Source organism: Mycolicibacterium anyangense (genome assembly GCF_010731855.1).
In the GTDB taxonomy this organism is placed as follows: Bacteria; Actinomycetota; Actinomycetes; order Mycobacteriales; family Mycobacteriaceae; genus Mycobacterium; species Mycobacterium anyangense.
Map to the genome: position 1 here is coordinate 2,053,966 of NZ_AP022620.1, position 14,679 is coordinate 2,068,644.

Genomic DNA, 14,679 nt, shown 5'->3' on the forward strand with positions numbered 1-14,679 from the left:
GCGAGCCGAACGAAACTAGCCCAGCGGGATGCTGATGGTCTGACCCGGCAGCAACGGACCGGTGGTGACGCCGATACCGCCACCATTACCGCCGTTGGCCTGCGGGCCGTAGATCCCGAGGTCCGGGGTGCCGATGAAGGCCGGCGTGCCATTCGAGTACGAGATGCACTGGCCGTCGTTGCGGGAACCGACCCAGGCCAGGCAGTTGCCGGTGGCCGAGGTGCTCGACGTGCTGGAGTCGGTCAGTGCCGCCAGGGCCGGCACCGCGGCCGCAGCCACGGCAAGCACGCCGATGGCGGCGATACGCCGGGCACGAGTATTCGCGGTAGTCATATCTGACCTTTCGCCGGAGACAGGCAGCGTGTTAACCATACCGTGATCACCGGGGTCACGCAGTCAGGTCGTCGCCGCTGGCCTGTTCGAGCAAGCTGCGGCGATACGACTCCAGAGCCACCAGGTCGCCGAACAGAGCGTGATATTCGTCTCCCTGCTCCACCGGGGACATTCGCTGCAGCTTGGACTTGACCTCGGCGACCTGCCGGCCCACCCACACCTCTTGCAACCGGGCCAGCACGCCGCTGATGTAGCGCGGCAGCTTCTCCTCGTCCTCCACCCGGACGGCCTCCACCCCGAGTTCGGTGATCAGCCCTTGCGCGGCCGGTGAGCCGCTCTTCTCCCGCACCATGTCGATCCACAGCGCACCGGCGGCCCCGGAGGATGTGCCGCCGGCGGCCTCGATCGCCATCCGGACGGCGGCATAGCCGGGATGGGTGAAGCTCTCCACCGTCAGGGTGTCGAAGATCGGGCCCGCCAGCGCCGGGTACTGCAGCGCCGCCTTGAGCGCCTCACGCTGAGGCCACAGGGTGGGATCGCGCGGATCCGGGCGGACCGCTCCGGCATCAGCGGCCGTACGCGGCCGGCTGGCCGCATGCCGGCGGTTGTCCCCACGGGCGCCGGGCTTGTGACCGGCTTCCTCACGGACCCGGCCGATCACCTGGGCCACGTCATCCCAACCCACCCAGCCGGCCAGCTGGCGGGCGTACTCGTCACGCAACGTCGGATCTTTGATCTGGGCGACCATCGGCACGCAGCGGCGCAGCGCCGCCACCCGGCCCTCGGCCAGGTCGAGGTCGTGCTCGGCCAACGCGGTGCGAATGGCGAATTCGAACAGCGGCGTGCGGCGCGCCACCAGATCACGCAGCGCACCGTCGCCCTGCGCCAACCGCAGATCGCACGGATCCATCCCGTCGGCCGCCACCGCGACGAAGCTCTGCCCGGCCAGGTTCTGCTCACCTTCGAAGGCCTTGAGCGCGGCCGCGCGGCCCGCGGCGTCGCCGTCGAACACGTAGATCAGTTCGCCGCGGAAGAACTTGTCGTCCATCATCAGCCGCCGCAGCATCGACAGGTGCTCGTCGCCGAACGCGGTGCCGCAGGAGGCGACGGCGGTGGTGACCCCGGCCAGGTGCATGGCCATCACGTCGGTATAGCCCTCGACCACCACGGCCTGATGCCCCTTGGCGATATCGCGCTTGGCCAGGTCGATGCCGAACAACACGTTGGACTTCTTGTAGAGCACCGTCTCCGGGGTGTTGACGTACTTGGCTTCCATCTGGTCGTCGTCGAAGATGCGGCGCGCCCCGAAGCCGACCGTCTCGCCACTGGCCGTACGGATCGGCCACAGCAGGCGGCGGTGGAAGCGGTCCATCGGGCCGCGACGACCCTCGCGGGATAGCCCGGCGGCTTCGAGTTCCTTGAATTCGAAGCCCTTACGGATCAGATGTTTGGTCAGGGAGTCCCAGCCTGAGGGGGCGAACCCGCAGCCGAACTGCCGGGCGGCCGCCGCGTCGAAGTTGCGCTCCGTCAAGTACTTTCGGGCCGGGGCGGCCTCGTCGGAATCCAGCGCGGCCGCATAGAACTCCTGAGCCTCGGCATTGGCGGCGACCAGCCGGCTGCGGCTGCCGCGGTCGCGCTGCACGCTGGTGCCGCCGCCACTGTAGGTGACGGTGTAGCCGATGCGGTCGGCCAGGGTCTCGACGGCTTCGACGAAGCTGACGTGTTCGATCTTCTGGATGAAGGCGTAGACGTCACCGCCTTCCCCGCAGCCGAAGCAGTGGAAGTGGCCGTGGTTGGGCCGAACGTGAAACGACGGCGACTTCTCGTCGTGGAACGGGCACAGGCCCTTCATCGAGTCCGCGCCGGCGCGGCGCAACTGCACGTAATCGCCGACGACGTCCTCGATGCGGACCCGCTCACGGATGGCCGCGATGTCACGGTCGGAGATCCGCCCCTTGCGATCCCCGCTCACACCTGCAGCCATCGGCACAGTCTAGAGCGCGACGATGCGCTCGAGTCTGCCCTCGGTGAAGGAGGCGATCTGGTCGACGACCACCCGCATCCGGGCGGCGTCGTCGGCGGCCGCATTGAACGCGGGGACGAAGATGGCATCCAGGGTGGCCGGCGCCCCGGACAGCAACCAGTGCGCCACCTGATGGATGCGCTCGCGCTGTCGCGCCTGCAATTCGAGGTGCCGTGGATCGGACATGATGAACTGCAGCGCAAGGGTCTTGAGCACGGCGACCTCGGCGCGCACGGTGGCGGGGACCTGGAGGTCGGCCTGGTAGCGCACCAACGGCTGCGGGCCTGCCACCTGATGGGTGAGCGCGACCGCCGCGGAGGCGAACCGGCCGACCAGCTCACTGGTCAGCCGCTTGAGTGCCACTGAGGCCGTGAGCGTGCCGTCGTACTTGCCGACCGCGGCGACCACCGGCAGGCGCGAGAGCCGACGGGCGGCCTGCTCCAGTTCCGCGGCGGCCACGGCAGCGGACTCCCCCAGCTTGCCGAGGGCGGCCGCGGCGTCGTCGTCGGCGAGCACCCGCAGGTCGATGCGACCGGAGATCACCCCGTCCTCGACGTCATGCACCGAGTACGCGACATCGTCGGCCCAGTCCATCACCTGGGACTCCAGGCAGGGCCGGCGCGCCGGCTGCCCGCCGCGCACCCACTCCGCCAGTTCGCGGTCATCGGCGTAGAAGCCGAACTTGCGGCCCTGCTCGCCACGGAACCACGGGTACTTCGTCACCGCGTCCAGGCCTGCGCGGGTCAGGTTCAGCCCAACGCTACGGCCTTGTGCGTCAAGCACTTTCGGTTCGATCCGGGTCAGGATCCGGAAGTTCTGGGCGTTGCCCTCGAAACCACCGCAGGAGGCCGCGAACTCGTCGAGCGCACGTTCGCCGTTGTGCCCGTAGGGCGGATGGCCGATGTCGTGGGCCAGGCCGGCCATGTCCACCAGGTCGGCGTCACAGCCCAGCGGGACGGCCATGCCGCGGCCGATCTGGGCCACCTCCAGCGAGTGGGTCAGCCGGGTGCGCGGGTTCTCGCTTTCGCGGGGCCCGACCACCTGGGTCTTGTCGGCCAACCGGCGCAGGGCGGCACAGTGCAGCACGCGGGCACGGTCGCGGGCGAAGTCGCTGCGGTGCTCGGTGCTGGTGCCAGGTAGCCCGGCGGCCTTGGGTGGCTCGGTCACCACCCGTTCGCGGTCGGCCTCGTCGTAGCGGCCGTACTGATTCGTCATACCGGGGCACAGTCTGCCAGGCCCGAATGACGACGCTTGCGCAGAACTTTCTCAGGCGCGCCGCCCTGGCACCACTAGATTGATTGCCCATGCGCCTCGCACGTCTACTCAGCCTGTTCGCCGCCCTCCTGGTGGCGGCCACACTGGTGGCTCCGGCGGCCACCGCCGAGCCGCCCTTCCGGCTGCCCGACTACGTCACCGACAACGCCGGCGTGCTGTCCGACAAGCAGCTCTCCGATGTGCAGAAGGCTGTCGACCAGCTCTACGCGGACCGTCATGTGCGGCTCTGGGTGGTCTTCGTGGACTCGTTCGCCCCCAAGGGCGCGATGTCCTGGGCGCAGGACACCCGGGTGGTCAGCGATCTGGGCAACGAGGACGCGATCCTGGCGGTAGCGACCAAGGACCGGTCGTACTCGTTCCTGGTGCCCTCGGCCGCGGCCGGCGGCAGCTCCTCCAAGGTCGACGACATCCGCCGCGACCGGATCGAACCGGCGCTGCGCGCCAACGACTGGGCGGGCTCGGCGATCGCGGCCGCCACCGGGCTGTCGGCGCTGGGCGCCTCGGCGGGCACCGCCCCGGCGAGCATGTCGATCGTGCCCGTCCTGATCATCGCCGCGATCGTGCTGCTGGCCGTCGCGCTGCTGCTCCTGTGGAGCCGGCACCGCAAGCGCAAGCGCCACGAAGCCGAGGTGGCGGCCGCCAAGCGGGTGGACCCGACCGACCCGACCGCGCTGGCGGCGGTGCCGGTGGACGCACTCGACGAGCTGTCCCGCTCGATCGTCGTCGACGTCGACAACGCCGTCCGCACCAGCAACAACGAATTGGTGCTTGCCGTCGAGGAGTTCGGCGAGCAGCAGACCGCACCGTTCGCCAAGGCTGTCGAGAACGCCAGGATCACGCTGCAGCAGGCGTTCAACGTGCGCCAGCAGCTCGACGACGACGTGCCCGAGACACCGGCCCAGCGCCGGGACCTGCTGACCCGGGTGATCGTCGCCGCCGCCAAAGCCAACCGCGAACTGGAGACCCAGACCGAGTCCTTCCATCAGCTGCGGGATCTGGTGATCAACGCACCCGACCGCCTCGACGCCCTGACCCAGCAACTGGTCGACATCACCGCCCGCATCGATCCGTCGTCGCAGCAGCTGACCCAGCTGCACTCCGAGTTCTCCGATTCCGCGCTGGCGTCGGTGGCCCGCAATGTCAACGCCGCCAAGGAGCGGCTGGGCTTCGCCGACCAGTCGATCACCCGTGGCCGCGAGCTGGTGGCCAAGCCGGTAGCCGGTAAGCAGTCTGAACTGGTCGACTGTGTGCGGGGTGCGGAATCGGCTCTGCAGCAAGCCGGTTCGATGCTCGACGCGGTGGACAGCGCGGCCACCGACATCCGGCGGGCGGTGGCCACCCTGCCCGCGGCGATCGCCGACATCCAGAACGGCATCAACGAGGCGGCCACCCAGCTGGCCCAGGGTGAACTCGCCAATCCCGCCGAGCTGTCGGCGGCCCGGGACGCAGCCGTCACGGCGGTCACCGCCGCCCAGAACACCGGCACCGCCGACCCACTCGGCGCGTTCACCGCGCTGACCGAGGCCGACGCCCAGCTGGACCGGCTGCTGGCGGCGGTGGCCGAGGAACGCGAAGCCGCCGAACGGCTCAACCGGTCCTACGACCAGGCGCTGTTCACCGCGCAGTCGCGGGTGCGGTCGGTGTCGGACTACGTCGACACCCGTCGCGGCAGCGTCGGCCCGGAGGCGCGCACCCGGCTCAACGAGGCGGTCCGCCAGCTCGAGGCTGCGCAGTCCAAGAAGAAAACCAATATCACCGAGGCCATCGCACACGCCAACGGCGCCTCACTCTTGGCCGCCCAGGCCCAGCAGCTGGCCAACAGCGATGTGCAGGCCGCCCAGCGCGTCTACATGAATCACTATGGCAGCGGCGGCCGTTCGTCGGACATGGGCGCGGTGATCGGCGGGATCATCCTGGGCAACATCCTGTCCGGCGGTTCCCGCGGCGGCGGCTTCGGCGGCGGTGGTGGCGGCTGGACGTCGACCACCTACGGCGGCTCGCAGGGTTCCTCGGGCGGCGGGATGTTCGGCGGCGGCGGCCGGTTCTAGGGGCCGCGGCAGTGGGCCTTGTCCTAGCATTCCCAGGCGCGGCGCCCTCGCACCATTAAGTTGATTGCTCATGTACTTCGGACGTCTACTCAGCCTGCTCGGCGTCATCCTGACGGTGGCGACTCTGGTGGCTCCGGCGGCCACCGCCGAGCCGCCGTTCCGGCTGCCCGGCTACGTCACCGACGACCTCGGCATCCTGACCCCGGGTCAGCGGACCGACGTGCAGAATGCGGTCGAGGCGCTGTACCGCGATCGGCATATTCGGCTCTGGGTGGTCTACGTCGAATCGTTTTCCCCGCTGACGAGCCCGAGCTGGACTCAGGCGACCCGAGAGGCCAGTGACCTCGGCGCTCTCGACGCAATACTGGCGGTAGCGGTCCTGGACCGCTCGTATTACTTCCAGGTGCCCTCCGATGCGGTCGGTGGCGCCGCGGCGGACGTCGACGCACTGCGCCGCGACAAGATCGAGCCCGCGCTGCACAACAACCACTGGGCGGATGCGGCGATCGCCGCGGCTGACGGGTTGACGACCGTCGGAACCAGCAGTTCCAGCCGATTCTGGGTGAAGCCACTACTGATCGGTCTGACGGTCATCGTTCTGGCGGTCTCAGCGTGGCTGCTATGGAGCTACCGGCGCTCGCGCAAGCGGCACGCCGCCCAGCTGGCGGCCGCCAAGCGAGTGGACCCGACCGATCCCAAGGCGCTCGCCGCGATCCCCCTCGACGTGCTCGACGACCTGTCAAAGTCGATCGTCGTCGATGTCGACAACGCGGTGCGCACCAGCACTAACGAATTGGCTTTGGCGACCCAAGAATTCGGCCGACAGGAGACAGAGCCGTTCACGAAGGCCGTCGAGAACGCGAAGTCCGCACTGCGACAGGCATTCAATGTCCGCCTCGTACTCGATGACGAAGATTTCGAAACGCCGGAAGAACGCCGGAAGCTGCTCACCCGGGTCGTGACCGCGGCCGCACGCGCCAACCGTGAACTGGACGCTCAGACGGAGTCGTTCCACAAGCTGCGCGACCTGGTGCTCAACGCATCCGACCGCCTTGACACGTTGACTCAGAAACTGGTCGACATCAGCACACGCGTCGATCCGGCACGAGCGAAGCTGACCCAGCTGCGCACCGAATTCGCCGAGACCGCGTTGGTGTCGGTGGCTCCCAACGCTGACGCCGCCAAGGAGCGACTGCACTTTGCCGACCACTCCATCGGCCGCGCCCGCGAGTTGGTGGCCAGACCACCCACCGGTCCGCAGATCGAACTCGTCGACTGTGTGCGGGGCGCGGAATCGGCTCTGCAGCAGGCCGGTTCGATGCTGGACTCGGTAGACAGCGCGGCCACCGACATCAGAAGCGCGGTCGCCACGTTGCCGTCGGTGATCGCGGACGTCCAGGAGGGCATCGACGAGGCCGCAGCCCAACTCGCCAAGGGCGGACTGTCCGACACCGCCAAGCTGACCACGACACACGACGCTGCGGTCACCGCGGTGACCGCAGCGAAGGACAACGGCGCGGCCGACCCGCTGGGCACCTTGACCGACTTGACTGAGGCCGACGCCGATCTCGACCACGTACTGGACGAGGTGGCCGAGGAACGCAAAACCGCACAACGACTGAACCGGTCGTTCGACAAGGCGCTGCTCACTGCGCAATCGCGGGTTCGTTCGGTGTCGGACTACATCGACACCCGCCGCGGGAGCGTCGGACCCGAGGCCCGGACTCGACTCAACGCGGCAGAACGCCAACTGGAAACTGCCCAAGCCAAGCAGAAGACCAACATCGCCGAGGCCATTGCCTACGCCAACCGAGCGTCGAAGTTGGCCGCTCAGGCCCAGCAGTTGGCCAACGACGACGTCGAGTGGACCCAGCAGAGATATATGAACAACAACGCCGGACAGCGAGATCCGATCGAGACGGCCGCGGTGGTCGGCGGCCTCATTCTGCGTGCCTTTACCGCCGGGGCGTCAGCCGCTGGATCAAGCCAAGGCGGAGGATGGACGTCGACCAGCTACGGCGGATCGTCGGGTGGATCGTCGGGATCCTACGGCGGATCGTCGGGATCCTCTGGCGGTGGCGGAATGCTGGGCGGCGGCGGCCGGTTCTAGGCGGCACAGGCCGGCCGCGAGCGTGCGCGAAACGCACGCTCGCGCCGGAGGGTCAGCCCTTGAGCCGGGTGGCCAGGTAGTCGACCACCGAGTCCAGACCGATCCGCTCCTGGGTCATCTGGTCACGCTCGCGAACGGTGACGGCCTGATCCTCGAGGGTGTCGAAATCGACTGTGACGCAATACGGGGTGCCGATCTCGTCCTGGCGGCGGTAGCGCCGTCCGATGGCACCGGCGTCGTCGAATTCGATGTTCCAGTACTTGCGCAGCTCTGCGGCCAGGTCGCGGGCCTTGGGACTGAGGTCCTCGTTGCGCGACAGCGGCAGCACGGCGGCCTTGACCGGGGCCAGCCGCGGATCCAGGCGCAGCACCGTGCGCTTGTCCACGCCGCCCTTGGCGTTGGGGGCCTCGTCCTCGGAATAGGCGTCGACCAGGAACGCCATGAAGGAGCGGGTCAACCCCGCTGCGGGTTCGATGACGTAGGGGACGTAGCGGGTGTCGGAGGCCTGGTCGTAGAACGACAGGTCGGTGCCCGAGTGCTCCGAGTGCGTCTTGAGGTCGAAGTCGGTGCGGTTGGCAATGCCTTCGAGCTCACCCCATGGGTTGCCGGCGAACCCGAACTTGTACTCGATGTCGGTGGTGCCCGCGCTGTAGTGCGACAGCTTCTCCAGCGGGTGCTCGTAGAGCCGCAGGTTGTCCCGCTTGATACCGAGGTCGACGTACCACTGCAGGCGGGTGTCGATCCAGTACTGGTGCCACTGCTTGGCGGTGTCCGGTTCGACGAAGAACTCCATCTCCATCTGCTCGAACTCGCGGGTGCGGAAGATGAAATTGCCGGGCGTGATCTCGTTGCGGAAGCTCTTGCCGATCTGGCCGATGCCGAACGGCGGCTTCTTGCGCGACGTCGTCACGACGTTGGCGAAGTTGACGAAGATGCCCTGCGCGGTCTCCGGGCGCAGGTAGTGCAGACCTTCCTCGGATTCGATCGGGCCGAGGTAGGTCTTGAGCATCATGTTGAAGTCACGCGGCTCGGTCCACTGTCCCTTGGTGCCGCAGTCCGGGCAGACGATCTCGGTCATCGGGACGTCGTCGGGGTCGCCACCCTTCTTCAGGGCGTACGCCTCCTGCAGATGGTCCTGGCGGTGCCGCTTGTGGCAGTTCAGGCACTCCACCAGTGGGTCGTTGAACACCGCGACGTGACCGGAGGCCACCCAGACGTCGCGGGGCAGGATGATCGAGGAGTCCAGGCCGACGACGTCATCGCGACCGGTCACCACCGAGCGCCACCACTGCCGCTTGATGTTCTCCTTGAGTTCGACACCCAGTGGGCCGTAGTCCCACGCCGACTTCGTGCCGCCGTAGATCTCACCGGACTGGTACACCAGCCCACGCCGCTTGGCCAGGTTGACGACGTTATCGATCACGGACGCCACGATGGGTGTCACTCCTTTGTCTTGGTCGGTCTGGGCGGTCTGTCGGGCAACAATCCCTTAGCCTAGCGACCCGGTGTGGGCGCCCGGTCGCCGCCGGTGGCGTTGACATGCACGATTGCGCATGTATTCTGGCGGTATATGAAAACCGTTTCCAATTGGGCGGATGTCGAGGCGACGCCACTGCTGTCCGGCGAACTGCTGGAACGAGCCGGTGAGCTGCTGCGGGCCCTGGCCGCGCCGGTGCGCATCGCGATCGTGATGCAGCTACGCGAGTCGCAGCGCTGTGTGCACGAGCTCGTCGACGCCCTCGACGTCCCCCAGCCGCTGGTCAGCCAGCACCTCCGGATTCTGAAAGCGGCCGGTGTGGTCGCCGGCGAGCGGTCCGGACGCGAGGTCATGTACCGGTTGGTCGACGATCATCTGGCCGAGATCGTCGTCGCCGCGATCACCCATTCCGAGGAGGACCGCACGTGACCGGGGCCGAGGTGCGTTCAGCAGGGGCCGGCGTCCGCGCCACCCGGCAGCGGGCGGCGATCATCGGGTTGCTGGATGCGGTCGAGGAGTTCCGCTCGGCCCAGGACCTGCACGACGAACTCCGCCGCCGCGGCGAGAACATCGGGCTCACCACCGTCTACCGCACGCTGCAGTCACTGTCGGCAGCCGACCTGGTGGACATGGTGCGCACCGATACCGGCGAGTCGATGTACCGGCGCTGCTCGGCGCCGCACCATCACCACCATCTGGTGTGCCGGCACTGCGGATCGGCGGTGGAGGTCAGTGGCCGCGAAGTCGAAGCCTGGGCCGCGGAAGTGGCTTCGGCACATGGCTTTTCCAACGTCAGTCACACCATCGAACTGTTCGGCACCTGTGCCGACTGCGCACGGGGCTAACCGGCGACGATCACCGCGAGCGTGCGCGGGCCGTGCACACCCTCGACCCGGTCGAGTTCGATGTCGCTGGTGGCGCTGGGCCCGCTGATCCAGGTCAACGGCCTGGTGTGGCTGCCCAGCTCGACCAGCCGCGCCACCGCCTCGGGGACATCGGTGACGATCTGATCGACGAAGACCACGCACACGTGGACGTCGGGAATCAGGCTCAGCGCCCGGCGGCCCTGACCGGGACCGTGGTCCAGGACGATGGTGCCGGTGTTGGCGATCGCCAGCGTGGCGGTGGTGACGACGGCGTCGACACCATCCAGGGTGGCGGCATCGAGCCCGTCATCGGCGATCCAGCTCACCGGAACCTGTGCACCCCAACGGGTTTGCACCATATCGTCGGCCACTACCGTGTTGGTACCGGCAGCAGCGAGCGCCTCGGACACCGCAGCGGCCACCGCCCCCGCGTCGACGCGCACCACCGTGGCCCGGTAATCGGCGGCCCGTTCGATGAACCGCTCGACGACGTCCTGGCCGCCGGTCGACACCGGCGCACCGTAGGTCCAACCGGATTCGGCCGGCGCTGGCCGGTCGGCCAGTGCGGCTCGCACCCGACCGAGGATCTCGTCTCGTGCGCTCACTGGTCCTCCTCGTTGCGTCCGCCGTCGGTGCGCTCCCACCACGAGCGGAAGGTCTCCGCCGGCGGTACCGGGGTGTCCCGGGCGTTCGACCATCCGGCCGCCGGCCCCGGCAGCGACCGCAGCACCTGTTTGTTGCCGAGCACCCGGCTGCGTAAGGCCCGCCCGCCCAGCCCCGCGGCGCGCTGCGCCGCTTCCAGCCGGCGATGGTCGCCGAACATCCAGCCGGCCGCCTTCATGGCGGCCTGTTCGGCCGACGGCAGGCCGCCGCGGGCCTCGTCGACCACCCGGGTGCGCAGATGCACCAGCAGCGACGGGATGTCGATACGTACCGGACAGACATCGAAGCACGCACCGCACAGACTCGAGGCGTACGGCAGCGACTTGTCGACTTCACTTGCGGTACCGCGTAATTGGGGCGTCAGTACCGCTCCGATCGGGCCCGGGTACACCGAACCGTAGGAGTGCCCGCCGGCCCGCTCGTAGACCGGGCAGACGTTCAGGCACGCCGAGCAGCGGATGCAGCGCAGGGCCTGGCGGCCGAGGGTGTCGGCCAGTACGTCGGTGCGGCCGTTGTCGAGCAGCACGATGTGCATGGCGCGGGGCCCGTCACCACCGCTGGGACCGGTCCAGATCGAGGTGTAGGGGTTTTCCCGTTCGCCGGTGCTGCTGCGCGGCAACACCTGCAGGAAGACCTCCAGGTCGCGCCAGGAGGGCAGCAGCTTCTCGATGCCGACGACCGAGATCAGAGTCTCGGGCAGGGTCAGGCACATCCGGCCGTTGCCCTCAGATTCGACCACCACGAGGCTCCCGGTCTCGGCGATGGCGAAGTTGGCCCCCGACACGGCGACCTTGGCACGCAGGAACTTCTCCCGCAGGTGCAACCGGGCGGCCTCGGCCAGCCGGCGCGGCTCGTCGGTCAGGTCGGCGGGTGCGGGCCTGCCGACCTTGCCCATCTCGCGCAGGAAGATCTGACGGACCTCGGCGCGGTTGCGGTGGATCGCCGGCACCAGGATGTGACTGGGCCAGTCGTCGCCGAGCTGCACGATCAGCTCCGCCAGATCGGTCTCCCAGGCGTCGATCCCGGCCGCGGCGAGCGCCTCGTTGAGTTCGATCTCCTGGGTGGCCATCGACTTGACCTTGACGACTTCGCTTGACCCGGTGGACTTCACGAGGTCGACGACGATGCGGTTGGCCTCTTCGGCATCGCGCGCCCAGTGCACGACGGCGCCGGCCGCGGTGGCCTTGGCCTCGAACTGCTCCAGATACTCGTCGAGTCGGCCCAGCGTGCGGTCCTTGATCGCTTCGGCCGCCAGCCGCAGCTCCTCCCAGTTGTCCAGCTCGCCCACCACGCCGGCACGTTTGCCGCGGATGATGCCGGTGGCATGGGTGAGGTTGCGGCGCTGGACCGAATTCTGAAGTGCCGCTTTGGCGGCCGTAGGGAACTTCGGCACAGCCCTGGGCAGGCCAAGAAATGCCTGAGTGACTCCGACATGCGGGTGCCCGCTCACGACACACTCCCCTCGGTGGTGGCCAGGATCTCGGCCAGATGCATCACACGGATCCCGGCACGCTGGCGCGACAGGATGCCGCCGATCTGGGCCAGGCACGAATTGTCCCCTGCGACAAGGACTTCAGCGCCGGAATCCTTGACGTTGCGGGCCTTGTCGGCCCCCATCGACACCGACACGTCGGCGTTCTTCACCGAGAACGTGCCACCGAAGCCACAGCATTGGTCGGCGGCGGGCAGGTCGACCAGGTCGATACCGCGGACCGCCCGCAGCAATTGCAGCGGTCGGTCCCCCACCCGCAGCATCCGCAGCGAGTGACACGTCGGGTGATAGGTGACCCGGTGCGGGAAGTAGGCCCCCACATCGGTGACTCCGAGGACGTCGACCAGGAACTCGGACAGCTCGTAGACCCGGGGCGCCAGTTCGGCGACCGCCGCACTCAGCGCAGTGTCCCCGGCCCGGGCCGCCACATCGGCGTGCTGGTGGCGCACCGACCCGACGCACGATCCCGACGGCGCCACCACCGCATCGCAGTCGGCGAAGGCGGCCGCGAATCGGCGCACCGCCGGAAGCGCTTCGGCGGCATACCCGGTATTGGTGAACATCTGACCGCAGCAGGTCTGTTCGGGCGGGAACACCGGTTCGCACCCCAGCCGGCGCAGCAGGCGGACCACGGCCTTGGGCGTCTCGGGCCACATCGTGTCGTTGTAACAGGTCGCGAAGACGGCGACTTTCATCATGGCAGCATCCAGGACAGCACCGTCGACTGCAGGCCGATCAACATGCACAGCACGGCCAGCATGCCCAGGCTCCACCAGATCACCCGGCGGAAGATCTCGGACTCACGTCCCAGCAACCCGACTGCGGTTGCCGCGATGGTGAGGTTCTGCGGACTGATCATCTTGCCGACAACTCCTCCGGAGGTGTTCGCGGCCACCAGCAGCGTCGGGTTGATACCCGCATGGGTGGCCGCTGTCTGCTGCAGTGTGGCGAACAAGGCGTTCGCACTGGTGTCCGACCCGGTGACCGCGGTGCCGAGCCAACCGAGAATCGGTGAGAGGAAAGCGAATACCGCACCGGTGCCCGCGATCCAGGTTCCCACGGTAATCGTCTGACCGGACTGATTCATCACATACGCCAGCGCCAGCACCGACGCGACGGTCAGGATCGAGAACTTCAGCTTGACGACCGTGCGGCCGTAGACCCGGGCGGCCTGCACCAACGAGATGCGGTACACGACGGCTACCACCACCCCGGCGATCAGCAACAGCGAACCGGGCGAGGACAACCAACCAACGGTGAAGATCGTGGACGCCGAGGGCTTGCCGGCGGCCGTCAGGACATGACCGTCCAGGCCCGGCCAGCCGAACTTCACATCCGTTCCGGCCAGCCACGTCTTGACCGGGGTCCAGAGTTTGGCGACCGCGAAGACCACGATCACCAACAGGTAGGGAAACAGCGCCAGGAAGACGCGGGAGGAGCTGAGTTCGGTTGCGGTCTTGTGCTCCACGACGGTGCTGCCGCGCGGGGCCGACCCGGTTGCGGCCGCACCGGCGACGTCGCGGGCACCCTCGGTCAGCAGCCGCCCGCGAGCCGCAGCGGTGTTGGACGGCTGCCACACCCGCAACATCAGGACAGCGACGGCAAGGCCGACCAAGGAGGCGATCACATCGGTCAACTCGACCGAAAGCCAGTTGGCCGAAACGAATTGAGCCAGCGCGAAGCTGACGCCGACCACCGAGGCCATCGGCCAGACGTCACGTACCCCGCGCCGGCCGTCGGCGAGCAGGACCAGGATCAGCGGCACGAACAGGGCGAGCAGCGGTGTCTGCCGACCGACCACGGCGCCGATCTCGGTGAACGGAATCCCGGTGAGGTTGCCCGCGGTGATGATCGGGATCGCGATCGCGCCGAAGGCCACCGGCGCGGTGTTCGCCACCAGTACCACGACCGCCGCGCGCATGGCGGTGAAGCCGATCGACATGAGCATCACCCCGGTGATGGCCACCGGGGCACCGAATCCGGCCAGCGCCTCGAGCAGGCCGCCGAGGCAGAACGCGATGATGATCGACTGGACGCGGGGATCGTCGGAGATCCGGTCGATGACACGGCGCAGGTCCTCGAACCGCCCGCTCGTCACGGTCAGCTCGTAGAGCCAGATCGCGTTGAGCACGATCCACATGATCGGGAACACGCCGAAGGCGAAGCCCTCGGTGGCCGACATCGCCGCCAGCGCCGGCGGCATGCCGTAGCCCACGACGGCGACCACCAGCGCCGTGCCCAGACCGGTGAGCCCGGCCCAGTGCGCCTTCCACTTCAGCACACCGAGGGTGAGGAAGACCGCCAGCAGTGGCAGCAGCGCCACCAGCGACGAAGAGAACAGGCTGCCGGCGATCGGTGCCAGATTCGGTGTGTACATGCTGGTGCCCATACT

Annotated in this window: 12 protein-coding genes; 4 read left to right on the top strand and 8 right to left on the bottom strand. The window is 68.2% G+C overall.

Annotated features, from left to right (window positions below; all coding sequences use genetic code 11):
* Positions 1-15 precede the first annotated feature (15 nt).
* From G6N35_RS09725 to G6N35_RS09735, 3 genes are read right to left on the bottom strand one after another with little or no spacing between them, the layout of a single operon-like run.
* Entirely contained in the window at positions 16-333 is a 318-nt protein-coding gene (locus G6N35_RS09725) for a DUF7155 family protein (RefSeq protein ID WP_163804067.1), read from the bottom strand.
* Between the two features lie 55 nt (positions 334-388).
* The gene (dnaG, locus tag G6N35_RS09730) at positions 389-2,317 is read right to left on the bottom strand and encodes a DNA primase (protein ID WP_163804068.1); all 1,929 of its coding nucleotides are present in this window, start codon (positions 2,315-2,317) and stop codon (positions 389-391) included.
* A 9-nt stretch (positions 2,318-2,326) separates the two neighbouring features.
* Complete coding sequence (locus G6N35_RS09735; RefSeq protein WP_163804069.1) at positions 2,327-3,571, bottom strand: deoxyguanosinetriphosphate triphosphohydrolase; 1,245 nt, start codon at positions 3,569-3,571, stop codon at positions 2,327-2,329.
* 89 nt (positions 3,572-3,660) lie between these two features.
* Between G6N35_RS09735 and G6N35_RS09740 the strand changes: the two genes are divergently transcribed.
* Together G6N35_RS09740 and G6N35_RS09745 are read left to right on the top strand one after the other, a co-directional pair.
* Positions 3,661-5,679, top strand: a complete 2,019-nt coding sequence (locus G6N35_RS09740; protein ID WP_163804070.1) for a TPM domain-containing protein — start codon at positions 3,661-3,663, stop codon at positions 5,677-5,679.
* Positions 5,680-5,749: 70 nt separating this feature from the next.
* Positions 5,750-7,789 carry a TPM domain-containing protein gene (locus G6N35_RS09745; RefSeq protein WP_163804071.1) on the top strand — a complete coding sequence of 680 codons (2,040 nt, stop codon included), beginning with the start codon at positions 5,750-5,752 and terminating at the stop codon, positions 7,787-7,789.
* Positions 7,790-7,841: 52 nt separating this feature from the next.
* Here the strand turns inward: G6N35_RS09745 and G6N35_RS09750 are convergent, their stop codons facing one another.
* A complete protein-coding gene (locus G6N35_RS09750) occupies positions 7,842-9,221 on the bottom strand; it encodes a glycine--tRNA ligase (protein WP_163804072.1) in 1,380 nt (459 codons plus the stop codon).
* Positions 9,222-9,359: 138 nt separating this feature from the next.
* Between G6N35_RS09750 and G6N35_RS09755 the strand changes: the two genes are divergently transcribed.
* Together G6N35_RS09755 and G6N35_RS09760 are read left to right on the top strand one after the other, a co-directional pair.
* Positions 9,360-9,695 (top strand): ArsR/SmtB family transcription factor, encoded by a 336-nt coding sequence (locus G6N35_RS09755; RefSeq protein ID WP_163804073.1) that lies wholly within the window; start codon positions 9,360-9,362, stop codon positions 9,693-9,695.
* Positions 9,692-10,111 (top strand): Fur family transcriptional regulator, encoded by a 420-nt coding sequence (locus G6N35_RS09760; RefSeq protein ID WP_407664531.1) that lies wholly within the window; start codon positions 9,692-9,694, stop codon positions 10,109-10,111. Before G6N35_RS09755 ends, G6N35_RS09760 begins: the two co-directional genes overlap by 4 nt.
* On the opposite strand, the gene G6N35_RS09765 is transcribed toward G6N35_RS09760, so the two are convergent.
* Genes G6N35_RS09765 through G6N35_RS09780 form a run of 4 tightly spaced genes read right to left on the bottom strand, consistent with a single transcriptional unit; the run spans position 10,108 to position 14,664 of the window.
* The gene (locus G6N35_RS09765) at positions 10,108-10,737 is read right to left on the bottom strand and encodes a LutC/YkgG family protein (protein WP_246224262.1); all 630 of its coding nucleotides are present in this window, start codon (positions 10,735-10,737) and stop codon (positions 10,108-10,110) included. The genes G6N35_RS09760 and G6N35_RS09765 overlap by 4 nt on opposite strands.
* Positions 10,734-12,245, bottom strand: coding sequence for a LutB/LldF family L-lactate oxidation iron-sulfur protein (locus tag G6N35_RS09770; protein ID WP_163804075.1), 1,512 nt, complete (start codon positions 12,243-12,245; stop codon positions 10,734-10,736). The genes G6N35_RS09765 and G6N35_RS09770 overlap by 4 nt, the downstream gene beginning before the upstream one ends.
* A complete protein-coding gene (locus G6N35_RS09775) occupies positions 12,242-12,982 on the bottom strand; it encodes a (Fe-S)-binding protein (protein WP_163804076.1) in 741 nt (246 codons plus the stop codon). The genes G6N35_RS09770 and G6N35_RS09775 overlap by 4 nt, the downstream gene beginning before the upstream one ends.
* The gene (locus G6N35_RS09780) at positions 12,982-14,664 is read right to left on the bottom strand and encodes an L-lactate permease (RefSeq protein WP_163804077.1); all 1,683 of its coding nucleotides are present in this window, start codon (positions 14,662-14,664) and stop codon (positions 12,982-12,984) included. Before G6N35_RS09780 ends, G6N35_RS09775 begins: the two co-directional genes overlap by 1 nt.
* Positions 14,665-14,679: the final 15 nt, after the last annotated feature.

Bases quoted from the DNA above. Each gene is read 5' to 3' on its own strand.
- G6N35_RS09725 (WP_163804067.1), bottom strand. From the start codon at position 333: ATGACTACCGCGAATACTCGTGCCCGGCGTATCGCCGCCATCGGCGTG.
- dnaG (WP_163804068.1), bottom strand. From the start codon at position 2,317: ATGGCTGCAGGTGTGAGCGGGGATCGCAAGGGGCGGATCTCCGACCGT.
- G6N35_RS09735 (WP_163804069.1), bottom strand. From the start codon at position 3,571: ATGACGAATCAGTACGGCCGCTACGACGAGGCCGACCGCGAACGGGTG.
- G6N35_RS09740 (WP_163804070.1), top strand. From the start codon at position 3,661: ATGCGCCTCGCACGTCTACTCAGCCTGTTCGCCGCCCTCCTGGTGGCG.
- G6N35_RS09745 (WP_163804071.1), top strand. From the start codon at position 5,750: ATGTACTTCGGACGTCTACTCAGCCTGCTCGGCGTCATCCTGACGGTG.
- G6N35_RS09755 (WP_163804073.1), top strand. From the start codon at position 9,360: ATGAAAACCGTTTCCAATTGGGCGGATGTCGAGGCGACGCCACTGCTG.
- G6N35_RS09775 (WP_163804076.1), bottom strand. From the start codon at position 12,982: ATGAAAGTCGCCGTCTTCGCGACCTGTTACAACGACACGATGTGGCCC.
- G6N35_RS09780 (WP_163804077.1), bottom strand. From the start codon at position 14,664: ATGTACACACCGAATCTGGCACCGATCGCCGGCAGCCTGTTCTCTTCG.